Source organism: Sphingobium sp. TomTYG72, from assembly GCF_055394715.1.
In genome coordinates, this window is sequence record NZ_AP027336.1 from 2032205 (window position 1) to 2048068 (window position 15864).

At 62.0% G+C, this 15864-nt stretch carries 16 protein-coding genes and 1 tRNA gene; 13 read left to right on the top strand and 4 right to left on the bottom strand.

Going from position 1 to position 15864, the window contains the following annotated elements; translation table 11 throughout:
- Positions 1-6: 6 nt before the first annotated feature.
- The 10 genes from ACZ5U1_RS10105 (at position 7) to ACZ5U1_RS10150 (ending at position 8478) form a co-directional block, all read left to right on the top strand.
- Positions 7-471 carry a hemerythrin domain-containing protein gene (locus ACZ5U1_RS10105; RefSeq protein WP_464778293.1) on the top strand — a complete coding sequence of 155 codons (465 nt, stop codon included), beginning with the start codon at positions 7-9 and terminating at the stop codon, positions 469-471.
- A 6-nt stretch (positions 472-477) separates the two neighbouring features.
- Complete coding sequence (locus ACZ5U1_RS10110) at positions 478-1878, top strand: UdgX family uracil-DNA binding protein (RefSeq protein ID WP_464778294.1); 1401 nt, start codon at positions 478-480, stop codon at positions 1876-1878.
- A 68-nt stretch (positions 1879-1946) separates the two neighbouring features.
- Positions 1947-2798 (top strand): D-amino-acid transaminase, encoded by an 852-nt coding sequence (locus ACZ5U1_RS10115; RefSeq protein ID WP_464778295.1) that lies wholly within the window; start codon positions 1947-1949, stop codon positions 2796-2798.
- 301 nt (positions 2799-3099) lie between these two features.
- On the top strand, positions 3100-4047 hold the full coding sequence (locus ACZ5U1_RS10120) for a MarR family transcriptional regulator (RefSeq protein WP_464778296.1): 948 nt from the start codon (positions 3100-3102) through the stop codon (positions 4045-4047).
- An 82-nt stretch (positions 4048-4129) separates the two neighbouring features.
- Positions 4130-4205: transfer RNA gene (locus ACZ5U1_RS10125), tRNA-Val, on the top strand.
- A gap of 69 nt (positions 4206-4274) precedes the next feature.
- Complete coding sequence (locus tag ACZ5U1_RS10130; protein ID WP_464780021.1) at positions 4275-4502, top strand: zinc-finger domain-containing protein; 228 nt, start codon at positions 4275-4277, stop codon at positions 4500-4502.
- 57 nt (positions 4503-4559) lie between these two features.
- Positions 4560-6002, top strand: a complete 1443-nt coding sequence (tldD, locus tag ACZ5U1_RS10135) for a metalloprotease TldD (protein ID WP_464778297.1) — start codon at positions 4560-4562, stop codon at positions 6000-6002.
- Between the two features lie 54 nt (positions 6003-6056).
- Positions 6057-6632 (top strand): DUF924 family protein, encoded by a 576-nt coding sequence (locus ACZ5U1_RS10140; RefSeq protein ID WP_464778298.1) that lies wholly within the window; start codon positions 6057-6059, stop codon positions 6630-6632.
- A 156-nt stretch (positions 6633-6788) separates the two neighbouring features.
- Positions 6789-7127, top strand: coding sequence for a P-II family nitrogen regulator (locus ACZ5U1_RS10145; RefSeq protein WP_097092464.1), 339 nt, complete (start codon positions 6789-6791; stop codon positions 7125-7127).
- A 13-nt stretch (positions 7128-7140) separates the two neighbouring features.
- The gene (locus ACZ5U1_RS10150; RefSeq protein WP_464780022.1) at positions 7141-8478 is read left to right on the top strand and encodes an ammonium transporter; all 1338 of its coding nucleotides are present in this window, start codon (positions 7141-7143) and stop codon (positions 8476-8478) included.
- Positions 8479-8587: 109 nt separating this feature from the next.
- Here the strand turns inward: ACZ5U1_RS10150 and ACZ5U1_RS10155 are convergent, their stop codons facing one another.
- From ACZ5U1_RS10155 to crtY, 4 genes are all read right to left on the bottom strand, one after another.
- On the bottom strand, positions 8588-9487 hold the full coding sequence (locus ACZ5U1_RS10155; protein ID WP_464780023.1) for a phytoene/squalene synthase family protein: 900 nt from the start codon (positions 9485-9487) through the stop codon (positions 8588-8590).
- A gap of 95 nt (positions 9488-9582) precedes the next feature.
- Positions 9583-10164 (bottom strand): LOG family protein, encoded by a 582-nt coding sequence (locus ACZ5U1_RS10160; RefSeq protein WP_464778299.1) that lies wholly within the window; start codon positions 10162-10164, stop codon positions 9583-9585.
- Entirely contained in the window at positions 10161-11642 is a 1482-nt protein-coding gene (locus tag ACZ5U1_RS10165; RefSeq protein ID WP_460986884.1) for a phytoene desaturase, read from the bottom strand. Before ACZ5U1_RS10165 ends, ACZ5U1_RS10160 begins: the two co-directional genes overlap by 4 nt.
- On the bottom strand, positions 11642-12793 hold the full coding sequence (gene crtY / locus ACZ5U1_RS10170; protein WP_464778300.1) for a lycopene beta-cyclase CrtY: 1152 nt from the start codon (positions 12791-12793) through the stop codon (positions 11642-11644). Before crtY ends, ACZ5U1_RS10165 begins: the two co-directional genes overlap by 1 nt.
- A 90-nt stretch (positions 12794-12883) precedes the next feature.
- On the opposite strand from crtY, the gene ACZ5U1_RS10175 reads away from it, so the two are divergent.
- The 3 genes from ACZ5U1_RS10175 to ACZ5U1_RS10185 all read left to right on the top strand — a co-directional run bounded on the left by ACZ5U1_RS10175 (position 12884) and on the right by ACZ5U1_RS10185 (position 15857).
- Positions 12884-13156, top strand: a complete 273-nt coding sequence (locus tag ACZ5U1_RS10175) for a metal/formaldehyde-sensitive transcriptional repressor (RefSeq protein WP_464778301.1) — start codon at positions 12884-12886, stop codon at positions 13154-13156.
- Positions 13153-14172: a CDF family Co(II)/Ni(II) efflux transporter DmeF gene (gene dmeF / locus ACZ5U1_RS10180; protein WP_464778302.1), complete on the top strand. Its 1020-nt coding sequence runs from the start codon at positions 13153-13155 to the stop codon at positions 14170-14172. Before ACZ5U1_RS10175 ends, dmeF begins: the two co-directional genes overlap by 4 nt.
- Positions 14173-14420: 248 nt before the next feature.
- The gene (locus ACZ5U1_RS10185) at positions 14421-15857 is read left to right on the top strand and encodes a porin (RefSeq protein WP_464780024.1); all 1437 of its coding nucleotides are present in this window, start codon (positions 14421-14423) and stop codon (positions 15855-15857) included.
- Positions 15858-15864 lie beyond the last annotated feature (7 nt).

The window sequence follows — 15864 nt, forward strand, 5'->3', positions numbered from 1 at the left end:
CACATCATGGCCAATGCCACGATTTTCGACAAACTGAAGCAAGATCATGACGCCCATCGCCAGCTGTTTGAGAAAATGGCTGACGCGAAGGACGATAACGACCGGCTGGAGAAGCTGTTCGAACAGTTTCGCGTCGAAGTCACCGCACATGCGGCGGCGGAGGAAGAGACGCTCTATGCAACGATGCTCGCCCGTCCTGACCTGCGCGAAGATGCCCAGCATAGCGTAGCCGAGCACAAGGAAATCGACGATTATCTCGAGGAGCTGCAGGAGCAGCCATTCAACGGCTCTGAATGGCGGGAAACCTTCGCCACGCTAAAGAAGCGTTATCTCCACCATATCGAGGAGGAGGAAGAGGAGATGTTTCCCGATGCGGCTGAGGAGTTGACGGATGAAGAGGAACTGAAACTCGCCGCCACCTTTGCCCGTCGCAAGCCCGCCGAACTGGAGCGAGCGGAATCGTCGGATTGATCTCTCATGTATCAGGTCCTGCTGAGCAAGCCGGATGATTTCGACGGGTGGCGCGATGCCGCCCGTCGCTTCGCTTTGGCTGCTGTGCCTGCTCAGGATATTGATTGGCGGGTCGAAGGAGAAGGCGGGTCGCTGCTGGCCTTCGATCCGCCGCCTTCGGAAAATAGCGGCGGAGCATTTTCAGTGCCGCGCGCCTTTCTGGAATTGGCCGAGAGCGCAATACTGCATCGGGATGGAGAGCGCTTTGCCTTGCTCTACGCCCTTTTGATCGAGGTGCGGCAAATCCCCGCACGTCTGGACGATAAAGCCGATCCCCTGGTCCGCCGCGTCGAGATGCTGGCAAAAGCGGTTCGGCGCGACATGCATAAGATGCGCGCCTTTGTCCGATTTCGCGAAATGCAGGATGATGACGGAACCCGTTTCGTCGCATGGTTCGAGCCGGATCATCATATCGTCCGCGCGAATGCCGGGCTTTTCGTGCGACGTTTCGCCTCGATGCGATGGTCGATCCTGACGCCCGAACTCAGTATCCATTGGGATGGCGAAAGGTTGGAAGAAAGTCCCGGCGCTTCAAAGGCAGATGCGCCGGGCGGCGACCCGGTCGAGGAAATCTGGAAAAGCTATTATGCTGCGACATTCAACCCCGCCCGGCTTAAACAGCGGGCCATGCTGTCCGAGATGCCCAAGAAATACTGGCGCAACCTGCCGGAGGCGGCCCTTATCCCCGACCTTGTTGCCGGGGCGCAGGCACGGGAAGCGGCCATGATCGCCACTCCTCCCAAAATCCCTGCCCGCGCCAGCAACGCGATTGCTGCCTGGACCGGATTGCGCGAGGAGGCGATGGGCTGCACCCGCTGCCCCCTTTATCGCGACGCCACCCAGACTGTGTTTGGCGAAGGCCCGATTGATGCGCCTCTCGTTTTCGTGGGGGAACAGCTGGGCGATCAGGAAGATATTGCCGGGCGCCCCTTCGTGGGTCCCGCAGGCCAGTTGCTCGATCGGGCACTGGAGGAGGCCCGGATCGACCGTGCGAGCGTCTATGTCACGAATGCCGTCAAACATTTCAAGCATGAGCGACGGGGCAAGAGGCGTATCCACCAGACGCCTGACACATCCGAGATTGCTGCCTGCCGCTGGTGGCTGGATCAGGAGTTGGCTCTCGTTCGTCCGCGCATCGTGGTGGCTTTGGGCGCGACTGCCGCCCGTGCCATATTGGGCAAAGCCGTGACGATCAGCCGGACGCGAGGCGCGCCGATTCCACTCGAACATGGCACCGAAGCTTGGGTGACCGTGCATCCGAGTTTCCTGTTGCGCGTACCCGATGAAGCGCGAAAGGCGACCGAGCGAGCGCGCTTTGTCGAAGATTTGCGAGAGATAGGAGAGCGGGTAAAGGCGCTAAACCGATGATCACTGCTTGACCGACGATCCTGCCCCGGCAACATCGCGGATGTTCAGCCCGGAGGATTTACCGCTTCATGTCCATCGCCTATCTCAATGGCCAGTTCCTGCCGCTCGCCGAAGCGCAGGTGTCGGTGCTGGATCGCGGCTTTCTGTTCGCCGAGGCCGTTTACGAGGTGACGGCGGTCCTTGATGGCAGACTGATCGACAGCGTGTCGCATTTAATCCGGCTTGAACGTTCGGCGGCGGCGATCGGGCTAAGTCTTCCCGTCTCCCTTGCCGAAATTGAAACGGTGCAGAAGGAATTGGCGGCGCGCAATGATCTCGAAGAGGGCTTGATCTATCTGCAACTGACGCGGGGCGCTGACGCAGGGCGCGACTTCCTGCCATCGTCGGCTTTGCAGCCAACGCTTGTGATGTTCACGCAGGCCAAGCGCTTTCTCGATTCTCCCGCTGTGCAGAACGGCATTGCGGTTGTCACGACACCCGACCTGCGGTGGGCGCGGCGCGACATCAAGAGTGTTGGCCTGTTGGCCCAAGCGATGGCGAAACAGATCGCGGCCGAGGCCGGGGCACAGGAAGCCTGGATGATGGAGGACGGCTTCATAACCGAAGGCGCCTCTTCCACGGCCTTTCTGGTTACGGATGAGGGCATCATCACCCGCCCCTATTCCCAGGCCGTGCTTGCCGGATGCACCGGCTCCGCGCTGACCGCGCTGGCCGAGGAGAGTGGCCTCAGCGTAGTCCACCGCCCCTTTTCCGTGGCGGAAGCGAAGGAGGCCCGCGAAGCCTTCATCACAAGTGCATCGACGCTCTGCCAAGCGGTCGTGCGTATCGACGGGACCAAGATCGGCGATGGCACCCCCGGCCCGGTCGCCACCCGGCTACGCCAGCTCTATATCGATTTTGCGCGCCGGACGGCGGTCTGAAACGACAATCGGGCATAACAACATCCATTTTGGATGGGTCGTCTCTTCTTCTTTACGTCCCGCCATTTCGGCGAAAAGCCAAACCGTTTTGGCGACAGCGAGGGCCGAGCCTCGTGAAATCGGGCGGGTCAGCAGGATTATCGGTCAATGAAGGGAAGCTGGCATGTCCGATCCGGAGGAAAGAGCAGGCGCGCCGCCGCGATATTACGATAGGTTCGGAACAAAGCAGGGACAGGAGTAACAGGTGGAAATGGATCGCCCCCGGACTGAATTTGGATCCAGCAGCGAGGAAATTTATGGGATGAGAGACCCTCGCGCAGGGCTCCTCATTCTGGCGGACGACGTCTTTCTCGACGATGTCGCAGGACTGGCAGAGGCCGCCCAGTTCCGGCTCCTCGATATCGTGCCGCTGGATCAGGCGATGCTGCGGCTCGACATGCAGGTGGGGTGCGACGTCATTCTGCTCTTCTGCATAAACCCGTCCGCATTGCTCGAGCGATTGCTGGTGCAGGTGGAAACGCTGGCGGTTCAGAATGACATGTCCGTCATCCTGGTTGCCGGTCTCGACACGATCGACCTTGCCTTCGCTTGCATGCGGAGCGACCGCACGCAACTGCTCTGCACTCCGGATCACACCGACCTCGCCGCCGCTTTGCTGACTGCGGGTGGAGCGACGCCGCAGCGCACGGTTCATGAGGTCAATCAGGAAAGCGAGGGCGTCCGCCTGCAACAGCTAAGCGAAGAGGTCAGCCGCCTTGCGCGGACGCTGGAGGCGCTGACATCACGGCCGCGCCACGCCACCCCCTCCTTCGCACTGGGCCCCCGCATTTCCGATCGGGCGAGCGATTATATCGGCATGCCCACCGTCGAGCCGATGGGTGGTCAGCCAACCGCCACCGACGAAGTAGCACTGGGTGCCGCGCAGGTGCGGGACATGCTGCGTGCGCGGCGGCTGCGCGAGGATTTCCTGCCCGGCGAACTGTTTGCCGATCCGGCATGGGACATGCTGCTCGATCTGCTGGCCGCGCGTCTGGAGCAGGAGCGCGTGTCCGTTTCCAGCCTGTGTATCGCGTCGGCAGTGCCGCCCACCACAGCGCTGCGCTGGATTCGGACACTGACAGACAAGGGCATCGTGCATCGCCAGGCGGATCCGCATGATGGCCGCCGTGTGTTCATCGCCCTTGCGGAAGAGACGGCCCAAGCCCTGACTCGCTGGTTCATGGCCAGCCGCCGTTTTCTTTGCGCGTGACAAGGTCGTCATCAACGCTTGACCCGCGCGCTGATTGGCCTAGATAGGCGCGCTCCGGCTGCACCGGCATGGATGCGGTATCGGGCGATTAGCTCAGTTGGTAGAGCGTCTCGTTTACACCGAGAATGTCGGCGGTTCGAGCCCGTCATCGCCCACCACCCCTTATGCTGCCAGAAAGCCGTGCCGGATATTGCGGTGCGATGGAGCCGCTGCTAATCGACGCCATCATGATACAGCCGCCTGAAATTCTTCGAGTCACCAAGCCCCGCGTTGCGTGCGACGGTTCGGGCGACATTCCCGCTGCTCTGGGTCACCCGCGCGTGTTCCTGGAGATTGACGAGCATGGCTATGTCGATTGCGGTTATTGCGATAGACGCTTCGTTCTGATTGGCGGTCCTGCTGATACCCCTGAAATCGCGGGCCTGCCCGACATCTCGTCCGGCGCGAGCATCTAAAGAAGCGCCCTTCGAATTTGATTGGGCTTGGGCTGTGTCGCTCCTATATCGGGCGGCATGACCAACATCGTTTCCCAGTTCACCGATGCGCGCGGCCTTCTCTACCGGCCGGGCTTGCTTGATCCCGATGGCGCGCAGCGACTGACGGCGCAGGCGCTCGCCAATTGCGATGATGGCGAACTCTATCTGCAGTATCGGGCCAGCGAAAGTTTCGGGTTCGACGATGGAAGGCTGAAGACAGCCGACTATTCGACCGATGCAGGCTTTGGCCTGCGCGGCGTGTCGGGCGAGATGACCGGCTTTGCCCATGCCAATGATATCAGCGAAGCGGCGATCCGCCGGGCGGCCGAAACACTGACCTTATTGGACCCGGCCAAGGGCCAGCCCGCTCCGCCGCCACAGCGGACCAACCGCCATCTCTATACAGACGCCAACCCTTTGGACATCGTCCCGTTCGCTGAGAAAGTCACGCTGTGCGCTGCCATCGATGCGGCGGCGCGCGCGCGCGATCCTCGCGTTGCGCAGGTTTCGGTCAGTCTGGCGGGAAGCTGGTCGGTCGTGGAAATCGTCCGTGCCGATGGCTTTACCGCCACCGACGTCCGGCCGCTGGTGCGTCTGAACGTCTCGCTGATTTTAGAAGAAAATGGCCGCCGCGAAACCGGCAGTTTCGGTATCGGCGGACGTTATCTCTACGATCAGGTGATGGATTCCGCGATCTGGAACCGTGCCATCGACGAGGCGCTGGCGCAGGCGCAAGTTAACATGCGGTCGGTCGCTGCGCCTGCGGGCGAAATGACGGTGCTGCTGGGGCCGGGCTGGCCGGGCGTACTGGTGCATGAGGCGATCGGCCACGGGCTTGAAGGCGATTTCAACCGCAAGGGTACGAGCGCCTTTTCCGGCCGGATCGGTGAGCGTGTCGCGGCTCCCGGCGTCACGGTGGTGGATGACGGATCGATCCTCAGCCGTCGTGGATCGCTCTCGATCGATGACGAAGGCACGCCTACACGAGAGAATGTCCTCATCGAGGATGGCATCCTTAAAGGCTATATGCAGGATCGCCTCAACGCCCGACTTATGGGCGTGGAGCCCACGGGCAACGGGCGTCGCGAAAGCTATGCCCATGCGCCGATGCCGCGCATGACCAACACGTTCATCAAGGGCGGCCAAGACGATCCAGAGGAATTGCTGTCCCGCATGGGTTCCGGCATCTTCGCCAAGAGTTTTGGCGGAGGCCAGGTCGACATCGTCTCTGGCAAGTTCGTCTTTTCCTGCACCGAGGCTTACAAGGTCGAGAATGGAAAGCTGGGCGCCCCAATCAAGGGTGCGACACTGATAGGCGATGGACCAACAGCCCTGACCAAGGTGGTCGGCATCGGCAACGACTGGGCTCTGGATGAAGGCATCGGCATGTGCGGTAAGGGTGGACAGAGCGTTCCGGCGGGCGTCGGGCAGCCGACCCTACTGATCGAAGGGCTGACGGTCGGCGGCACGGCGACCTGATATACTGGCGCCATGGGCTGCGGAACCTGCGGCCCACTGCTTCTTTTTCCTTGTATGAACATGCTTACGGACAGCCATGACGCCGTGACCGCCGATTGGGCGGCTGCCCTGCTGGACTTCTGGTTCAATCAGGTTGGGGAAGAGGGCTGGTGGAAGCATGATCCAAAGCTGGACCAACAGTGCGCGGCGCGCTTTTGTCAGCTGTGGGAAGAAAAGCGGACTTTAGGTGCGGAAACATTCCTTGATCGGGCTGACGACGCATTGGCGGCAGTCCTGCTATTCGATCAATTGCCGCGTAACATGTTCCGTGGCACCGCTAATGCGTATAAAACTGACGAACTCGCTCGAACCGTTGCCCGCGGCGCAATTGCCCATGGTTATGACATCCAGATTGGTGGTGCGGGCCGTAGGTTTTTTTACATGCCGTTTCAGCATAGCGAGGATATCGAAGATCAGAAGCTGTCACTCAGCCTGTTCGAAGCAGCAGGCGATGCGCAGTCGCTGGAATATGCCCGTCAGCATCTCGACGTGATCGCACGTTTCGGCCGGTTCCCGCATCGAAACGCTGCGCTCGGGCGGCCCACTTTGCCGGAGGAAAAAGACGCCGCCCGTATGACTGCCGACTGGTAGTCAGGACTGCCCAATTTTTGGGCAGCGTAGGCAGGCTGCCCATTTTTTTGGCGGGCGGAGGTTAGGCCCAATCTAAAAAGCCCGCTTTTGAACGGCGCTGATCAATTGGCACGCCTCTTGCTGGAATGTCGCCGCACACCATTAACAGGGGGCGACATGAAACTTGTCATGGCTATCATCAAGCCGTTCAAGCTTGACGATGTCCGCGAGGCACTCTCCTCGCTAGGCATCGCCGGCATGACGGTGTCCGAGGTGAAGGGCTTCGGCCGCCAGAAGGGGCAAACCGAAATCTACCGGGGCGCCGAATATTCCACGAACATGGTTCCGAAAATCAAGATCGAGGTCGTCTGCGATGACGATCTCGCACCGCGCGTAGTCGAAGCGGTCCAGACCGCGGCCAATTCCGGCGCAATCGGCGATGGTAAGATCTTCGTCCTTGATGTCGGTCAGGCCGTGCGCATCCGCACCGGCGAGACCGGCGAAACCGCGCTGTAAGAAGGGGGGAATGATGACCTTTTCCAAGAAATTCTGCGGCGTAATGGGGGCGACCGGGCTCTCCCTGTTCGCCGCGCTGCCCGCTTGGGCACAAGAGGTGGCAGCGGCCGTCGCGCCGACACCTGACAAGGGCGACACCGCCTGGATGATGACCTCCACCGTCCTGGTGCTGGCCATGATCTTGCCGGGCCTGGCTCTCTTCTACGGCGGCCTGGTCCGCACGAAGAACATGCTGTCCGTCATGACGCAGATCGGCGCGGTCGCGTGCCTCGCGATGCTGATCTGGGTGACCTACGGCTACAGTCTGGCGTTCGCGGGTCCCAGCAACGGTTTCATCTCCGACCTGTCGAAGGTGTTCCTGAAGGGCATTACGCCGGATTCGACAGCGGCGACCTTCACTGACGGCGTCGTCATTCCAGAATATGTGTTCGTCTGCTTCCAGATGACCTTTGCGGCGATCACGATCGCGCTGGTGCTGGGCTCGGTCGTCGAGCGCATCAAATTTTCGGCCGTGATGGTGTTCGCAGCGGTCTGGCTGACGATCGTCTATTTCCCGATCGCCCACATGGTTTGGGCAGCGGGCGGCCTGTTCTTCGAAATGGGCGCACTGGACTTCGCTGGCGGCACCGTGGTGCACATCAACGCTGGCGTGTCTGCGCTCGTCGCCTGCCTCATCCTGGGCAAGCGCATGGGCTTCCCCAAGGAACCCATGCCGCCACACTCGCTGACGCTGACTGGTGTTGGCACTGGCCTGCTGTGGGTCGGCTGGTTCGGTTTCAACGCAGGTTCGGCGCTGGAAGCCAATGGTTCGGCTGCACTGGCGATGATCAACACCTTCGTCGCCACCGCTGCGGGCGGCCTGTTCTGGATGATCGCCGAGCGCGTCAACGGCCACAAGGGTTCGGCCCTCGGTTTCTGCTCGGGCATTATCGCTGGCCTCGTTGCCGTCACCCCCGCCGCTGGCAATGCCGGCCCGTTCGGCGCCATCGTACTCGGCGCAGTGGCTTCGATCGTCTGCTTCTACATGGTGACCGTCCTCAAGCCGAAGCTCGGCTATGACGACTCGCTTGATGCGTTCGGCATCCACGGCATCGGCGGCATGATCGGCGCGATCGGCACCGGCATCGTCTACTCGCCGTCTCTGGGCGGCCCCGGCGGCGCTGACTTCTCGATGAGCAGCCAGCTTGTGACGCAGCTTCTCGCTACTGCCACCACCATCGTCTGGGCGTCGATCGGTACTGCGATCGCCATCTTCATCGCCAAGGCCGTGACCGGCCTGCGTGTCAGCCGCGAAGTCGAACAGGAAGGTCTCGACCTCGGGGAGCATGGCGAACGCGCCTACAACGCCTGATCACTCTTTAGGCAGGGCGGGCCGGAAAGAACGGCCCGCTCGCCACACGATGTTCCTCCTGCGAACACGCCTCGGGACCGGTACGAAAGTATCGGTCCTTTTTTTGATGTCAGGCCTTTGGGCGGGTCCAGAGATGTGCCGGTCGAGGCATCGATAAAGGCCAGCGGCGGGATCGGGCCACGATCTGCAACCCCGCCCGGAACACCCAGCCCAGTTTTTCACTCTTCGGCGTCACCACGCGATCGTCCCAGGCATGACCGCCCCGTCGATCCACTTCCCGAGCGATATCGCCATAAATGCCCGCTGCGGCCAGAACCGCCCAGGCGGAGCACGGCGGCAATGCGCCGGTGCCATGCCGCGCGCTCGCCTCATAATCCGCGGCCAGCCCGGCGAGACGCCGCGCCAATATCGTTAGCTGCGGACGGAAGCCTGGCTCCATATGCCTGCCCGAAGGAATGTGCATCTCCGCCAGCCATTGCTGGGGCAGGTAGCAGCGTCCCGCCGCCTGATCCTCACTGATGTCGCGCGCAATGTTGGCGAGCTGGAACGCCAAGCCCAGATCACACGCACGATCCAGCGTAGCCTCATCCGCCGGGTCAACCCCCATCAGCACCGCCATCATGCAACCGACGGCTCCGGCGACATGATAGCAATAGCGCAGCATGTCCTCTTCGCTCTGAGGTCGCCAATCTTCGGCATCAAGCGCGAAACCTTCAATAAGGTCATGGGCATAGCGCGCCGGGATGGCGCGTTCACGCATCACCAAACCAAAGCCATCGAAGGCAGGATCGCCCGTGAGCTCTCCGCGCAGGGCCGCGTCGGTCATCGCGCGCATGCTGACAAGACGGGCCTCTCCATCGGCCACGCCTCTCATTACGCCACCATGATCCTGCCCGTCGGCGATATCGTCGCACTTGCGGCACCAGGCGTATAGAAGCCAAGCACGCTCACGCGTTTGCCGGTCAAACAGCTTCGATGCCAAGGCGAAGGATTTGGAGCCCCGGGCGATACTTTCGCGGGCATGGGCGACGAGGGCGGTGCGATCGAGAATGTTCACATTGCGGCCATGCCCCGCGCCGATGGCCGCCGCAAGCGTGGCACGAATTAGAGCCTGTCGGCCGTCATCGAAAAGATCGGCTCGTGCGCCTTATAGGCTGCCATTTTATCGAGCAGCGCCTCGATCGAGTCGGCATGGATCAGGATGTCGGCATGTTGCGGCCGGATGAAGCCGGTGTCGATCATATGCCGGTTGAAGGCGATGAGCTGGTCGTAGAAGCCCGACACATTCAACAGGCCAACGGGCTTGGCATGATAACCCAGTTGCGCCCAGCTGATCGCCTCCCATAACTCGTCCATGGTGCCAACGCCGCCGGGCAGTGTGATGAAGCCGTCAGACAGATCGGTGAAGAGTGCCTTGCGCTGATGCATGGTCTGGACGACGTGAAGCTCGGTGCAGCCCTGATGCGCTACCTCCGCCCGTACCAGGGCTTCCGGGATGACGCCGATCACCTCGCCTCCGGCCTCGAGCGCGGCATCGGCAACCGCGCCCATTAAACCCAGCCGCCCGCCGCCATAGACGACTCCAATGCCGCGCCCAGCAAGCGTACGGCCGACTTGGCGAGCGGATTCCACATAGACCGGATCAGCAGGCAAAGCCGATCCGCAATAGACGGCCAGCCGCTTCACAGCAGGTCTTCGAGCATCAGCGCGGCGGTCGCCTTCGCACTGCCCACGACGCCAGGGATGCCTGCCCCCGGATGGGTCCCCGCGCCAGTGAGATAAAGGTTCGGGATCACGTCATCGCGATTATGGGCGCGAAACCATGCGCTTTGCGTCAACAGCGGTTCAAGGCTGAAGGCGCTGCCGAGATGCGCGGACAGGTCGCTCTGGAAATCGGGCGGCGCATAGTGGAACTGCGTGACGATGCGAGAGCGGATGTCGGGGATCAGGCGATGTTCGATCTCGTCAAGGATGCGCTCCGCGTAGACGGGGCCGAACTGCTTCCAGTCGATCGGCAGCTTGCCCATGTGCGGCACGGGCGCGAGAGCGTAAAAGGTTGAATGACCGTCCGGCGCCATCGACGGATCGGTGACGGTCGGGTGGTGCAGGTAGAGCGAGAAATCCTGCGGCAGCACGCCGTGATCATAGATGTCGGTCAGCAGCCCTTCATAGCGCGGACCGAACAGGATCATATGGTGGGGGATGCCGGGCCAGCTGCCCTTGATGCCGAAATGCAGCACGAACAGGCTGGGGGACCAGCGCTTTCTCGCGAGACTCTCCGCCTGTTTCTGCCCCCTTGGGTGATGGCCGAGAAGGTCCCGATAGCTATGCATGAGGTCGCCGTTCGTGGCGACCGCATCGGCCTCCCCCCGCCATCCCGAGGCGGTTGAGACAGCGACCGCGCGGTCGCCATGGGTCTCGATGCGCACGACCGGGTCGGCGAGGCGCAGCGTGCCGCCGAGCCGCTCGAAATGCGTTGCCATGCCTTGCACCAGGCGGTTCGTGCCGCCCTTGGCGAACCAGACGCCGCCATCCTTTTCCAACTTGTGGATCAACGCATAAATCGCGCTGGTCTGCATCGGATTGCCGCCCACCAGAAGCGTGTGGAAGGACAGCGCCTGCCGCAGCCTTTCGTCCTTCACATAGGAAGAGACGATGGAATAGACCGAACGCCACGCCTGATGCTTGGCCAGCGCTGGAGCAGCGCGGATCATGGAGGCGAAGTCGAGGAAAGCCACCGAGCCGAGCTTGCGATAGCCTTCCTCATACACGCCGTCAGCATAGTCGAGAAAGCGCTGATACCCGGCGACATCCTGTGGGTTCAGCTTCGCGATCTGCGCTCGCAGGCTGTTTTCGTCGTTGGAATAATCGAAGTTTGTGCCGTCGCGCCAGTTGAGCCGGTAAAAGGGGGTGACCGGCACCAGGCTGACGTCTTCCGCCATGTCATGGCCGGACAGGCGCCAGAGTTCTGCAAGGCAATCTGGATCGGTGATGACGGTCGGGCCTGCGTCGAAGACGAAGCCGTCCTTCTCCCACATATAGGCGCGCCCGCCCGGACGGTCCCGCGCTTCCACCAGAGTGGTGTCGATGCCCGCCGATTGCAGACGGATCGCAAGAGCAAGGCCGCCAAAGCCCGCCCCGATAACTATCGCTTTGCGGTTCATCAGGCGGAGGGGGTCAACAGTGCTCGCATGGCGCTCCTTATGGGCACCGGCGGGCGTCCACACAAGATGCGGATGCGATCGGCCCAGGTCGAACGGCCCGCATAGAAGCGGCCGACCAGATGGGGATTGAGCCGATAGAAGCGCTCGAACACGCGCCATCGCTGGTCCGGCCGGGCCGCGCGAAAGAGCATCTTGCCGAGCAGCCGGTAATAGCCGCCAACGCGCCAGTGCGCCGCCGCGCGGGCGCGGGTTGTGGTAGCAAGGTCTTCGAGCGGCTGATCGGCAAGCCAGAGCGCGGTGGCGACCGCATCGGGGAGCGAATAGCCGGTCATCGGATGGAACAATGCGGCGCGAACGCCTGCGCGGGCAATCTCATCCTCGGCTGGCCAGAAACGATCCAAGTCGCCACCATGGACCACGGGAAGAACGCCGCTTTCCTGATGGATGACCTTTTCGACCTGCCAGCCATGATCTTTCGTGTAGGCGGCAATCCGGCCGGTGAGCGCTGGGAGATCGAGCACGGGGTCGTCGCTATAATAGGTGTCCTCGACGAAGATGGTCCGTTCATCGAAAGGGAGGAGATAGATGAAGCGGTAGCCGTCGATCTGGGCGACGGTCGCGTCCATGATCACGGGGCGCTCCAGGCCGTGTGGATGGCCTAGGCGAAGGGCCTGTCCGACGAACTTCTGCCAGCCGCACTCCAGCGCCGACATATCGCCGCCGCCGCGAGTATCTAGGACAGCGCGAGCCTGGATATCGCGGCCGTCGCCAAGGGTGACGCTGGTGGGCGTGATGTGGGTGACGTCGGCGTTGAGTAGGACGCGATCGCCGAGCAACTGGTTGGCGTGGGCGTCAAGCTGAACGGAGGCGATGCTGTTATAGGCGGTGTCGAGGCGACGCTGATAGGCGGGAAAGCGAACCTCATGGCCTTGGGGCCAGCGATGGGTGATGAGCGGATCGACCAGCCAGCGATCGGCGGGGCGGACATCGCCGTCGAAGAAGGACCAGAGATGGTTTCCGCCCAGCGATTGGCCGCGTTCGATCAGCAGCAGATCGACGTCGGGGCGAAGGCGGGCGAAAGCTAGTGCGGTCAGAGCGCCGGAGAGGCCGCCGCCCAGAATCGCTAGGTCGCAGTCGAACGTCTTGGCCATGCTGTCCTGTTAGGGAGGGCGAATTAATGAAGCAATTGGCGAAAAGACAGCGTTTGACGAAAATGCCCCTATAGGATAGGGGGGTATCCTATGCATGTGGTTGAGAACAGGGACAAGCTGCTGGCGCGGGTGCGGCGCATTGCGGGGCAGGTCGGCGCGATCGAGCGGCAGCTGGGAGGAGATGCGGGCTGTTCGGAGACGTTGCAGCTGGTCGCTTCGGTGCGCGGCGCGGTCGGCAGCCTGATGGAAGAGCTGATCGAGCAGCATATGCGCGACCATGTCGCTCGCCCCGGCCTGACCGATGAAGAGCGGCAGGCGGCGGCGGAAGAAATGCTGGAGCTGATCCGGCGGTACGGGAAATGACGATGCACGGCCACAGCCACGATCATGACGCAGCAAAGGCCCAAAGCGAGGCGCTGCCCCCCTTCCCCGCAAACGGGGATGAGGAAGAAAGCCATTATTTCGATCATATCTACCTGAGCGCGGGCCATGACCAGAATGCCCGGCGGACGATGTGGGTCGTGTGGCTGACGGCGGCGACGATGGTGGTCGAGATCGTCTTTGGCTGGATCACCGGATCGATGGCCCTGCTGGCCGATGGGTTCCACATGGCGACCCATGCGGGCGCGCTGGCCGTGGCAGCGGCGGCCTATGGCTATGCGCGGCGCCATGCCCGCAACCCGCGCTTTACTTTCGGCACGGGGAAGGTCGGCGACCTTTCGGGCTTTGCATCCGCCCTGCTGCTGGGCGTCACGGCGCTGTTCATCCTGGTCGAATCGGTGCTGCGCTTCTTCGAGCCGGTATCTGTGAAGTTTGGCGAAGCGACATTGGTCGCGGTCATTGGCCTGGCCATCAACCTGATCAGCGCGCTACTGCTGGGACATGACCATAGCCATGATCATCATGGCCATGATCATGATGATGGCCATGAGCATGCTGCGGATCACGATCATGGACATGATCATAAAAAGGGTCATGCCGACAATAATCTGCGCGCCGCCTATGTGCATGTGCTGACCGACGCGCTGACATCCGTGCTGGCGATCGCGGCGTTGCTGGCCGGGCGCTATATGGGCTGGTGGTGGCTCGACCCGGCGGTGGGCATATTGGGCGCGGTGGTGATCGCGCGCTGGGCCTGGGGGTTGATGAAGGACACATCGGCCATCTTGCTCGATACCGCCGAACCGGCGTTGACGAAGCGGATCAAGGCGCTGGTGGAGACAGAGGGCGCGATCATCCATGACCTGCATGTCTGGCGGATCGGGCCGCATGCCCATGCCGCGATCATCAGCCTAGCGCCGGGCGGCGATGTCACCGCAGTGCGCCAGCGGGTGCGCGCGCTACCAAGGATGGAGCATGTCACGGTCGAGTGCGGGTGAAACGCCGCGATCGCCGGTAAGATGATATGCGGTGCTGGAGTGATACGCCGCTCCTCGTCCGGGGCACCGCTGTTCGGCTTTGGGACACGAGATACCAGCCTTCGCTAGGATGACGGTTAAAAAATACGTCAGTGGCTCGTTGTCATGTAAGCGAAAGATATCTGTCACTAAATTGTCACCGAAAAGACATAGCCCCCGCGTCGATCGAGACAGGGGATTCTTCCGTGACAGGTTCCAAGATGAAAAACATGGCTCTGGCGGTGAGCCTGCTGGCGTTGATGCCGGAAGTGGCGCAGGCGCAGAGCAATGAAGCGTTGCAGCGGCAGATCGACGAGTTGAAGGCGCAGGTGCAAGCACTGACCAGCGCATTGGCCGCAAGCAAGACAAATGCCGAAACCGCCAGCAACGCGTCGTCCGCGCCGACTTCGGCCGCCCCTGCCCCAGCCGCAGGGTCGGCTCCTGTAGCTGTTGCCGCAGCTCCCACTCAGCCGGTCGTCACCCAGGCATCGTCATCCGGACAGAAGAAGGCCTGGTATGAGCGGCTGTCGCTGCGCGGCTATACCCAGATGCGCTATAATGCGTTCCTGTCGGGCGATGATACGGCGCCCGCTGGCCAGTCGCGGCTGCGTTCGGTCCATGACAGCGGAATTTCCGACAAGAGCAGCTTCTCGCTCCGCCGGACGCGCCTTGTCGTTCAGGGTGACATTTCCGATCGCGTGTCGCTCTACCTTCAGTCCGACTTCTCCGCTGCCGTAAACAATCAGGCAGGCAGTGAGCGGCGGGAAGGTTTTGTGCAGCTGCGCGACGCCTATGCCGACGTCTTCCTGGACAAGGCCAAGACATTCCGCGTGCGCCTGGGCCAGTCCAAGGTGCCCTATGGCTGGGAGAATATGCAGTCGTCCTCCAATCGCCTGACGCTCGATCGCAGCGACGCGATCAACAGCGCCGTGCCGGGCGAGCGGGATCTGGGCATCGTCGGCTATTACACGCCACCTTCAGTGCAGAAGATCTGGGACCGGCTGGGGCATGACGGGCAGAAGCTGTTCGGCAATTATGGTGCGTTCGGTCTGGGCGTCTTCAATGGTCAGGGCATCAACAAGACAGAGCAGAATCGCGGGTTGATGAAGGTTGCCTTTGCAACCTGGCCGTTCGAACTGGATGGGCTGGGCGGCATGTTCGAGGATCAGGTCTTCGAAATCGGCGGGTCGGCGATGATGAACGACTACCAGCCGGAAGTGCGCAACGGATCGGCGGTCGCGATCAGTGAGCAGTCCTATGACGATGATCGTGTCGGCATCCATGCGATGCTCTATCCCCAGCCCTTCGGCATTCAGGCGGAATGGAATTGGGGCAAGGGGCCGGAGTTCGACCGGGTAAGCCAGTCGATCGAAAAGAAGAAGCTGAATGGCGGCTATGTCCAGATGATGTACCGCCTGCCCACGGATTCGGTCGGTGTCCTAATGCCTTACGGACGGTGGCAGCATTATCGTGGCGGGTGGAAGGCCGGGACCAACGCGCCTCGCCTGGAAACGGACGAGTTTGAATTGGGGCTGGAATGGCAGCCGTGGAAGGCGCTGGAGATCACGCTGGCCTATGCGCGGATGAAGCGGGCCGAAGCAGATGAACGCCGCACGGGCCGTGCGACGGGTGATTTGATCCGCACGCAGGTGCAGTGGAATTATTGATGAGGTG

Coding starts and splice junctions, on each gene's coding strand:
- ACZ5U1_RS10175 (WP_464778301.1), top strand. CDS start 12,884: ATGCATGTGGTTGAGAACAGGGACAAGCTGCTGGCGCGGGTGCGGCGC.
- ACZ5U1_RS10185 (WP_464780024.1), top strand. CDS start 14,421: ATGGCTCTGGCGGTGAGCCTGCTGGCGTTGATGCCGGAAGTGGCGCAG.
- ACZ5U1_RS10105 (WP_464778293.1), top strand. CDS start 7: ATGGCCAATGCCACGATTTTCGACAAACTGAAGCAAGATCATGACGCC.
- ACZ5U1_RS10130 (WP_464780021.1), top strand. CDS start 4,275: ATGATACAGCCGCCTGAAATTCTTCGAGTCACCAAGCCCCGCGTTGCG.
- ACZ5U1_RS10145 (WP_097092464.1), top strand. CDS start 6,789: ATGAAACTTGTCATGGCTATCATCAAGCCGTTCAAGCTTGACGATGTC.
- ACZ5U1_RS10150 (WP_464780022.1), top strand. CDS start 7,141: ATGACCTTTTCCAAGAAATTCTGCGGCGTAATGGGGGCGACCGGGCTC.
- dmeF (WP_464778302.1), top strand. CDS start 13,153: ATGACGATGCACGGCCACAGCCACGATCATGACGCAGCAAAGGCCCAA.
- tldD (WP_464778297.1), top strand. CDS start 4,560: ATGACCAACATCGTTTCCCAGTTCACCGATGCGCGCGGCCTTCTCTAC.
- ACZ5U1_RS10110 (WP_464778294.1), top strand. CDS start 478: ATGTATCAGGTCCTGCTGAGCAAGCCGGATGATTTCGACGGGTGGCGC.
- ACZ5U1_RS10115 (WP_464778295.1), top strand. CDS start 1,947: ATGTCCATCGCCTATCTCAATGGCCAGTTCCTGCCGCTCGCCGAAGCG.
- ACZ5U1_RS10120 (WP_464778296.1), top strand. CDS start 3,100: ATGAGAGACCCTCGCGCAGGGCTCCTCATTCTGGCGGACGACGTCTTT.
- ACZ5U1_RS10165 (WP_460986884.1), bottom strand. CDS start 11,642: ATGAACCGCAAAGCGATAGTTATCGGGGCGGGCTTTGGCGGCCTTGCT.
- ACZ5U1_RS10140 (WP_464778298.1), top strand. CDS start 6,057: ATGAACATGCTTACGGACAGCCATGACGCCGTGACCGCCGATTGGGCG.
- crtY (WP_464778300.1), bottom strand. CDS start 12,793: ATGGCCAAGACGTTCGACTGCGACCTAGCGATTCTGGGCGGCGGCCTC.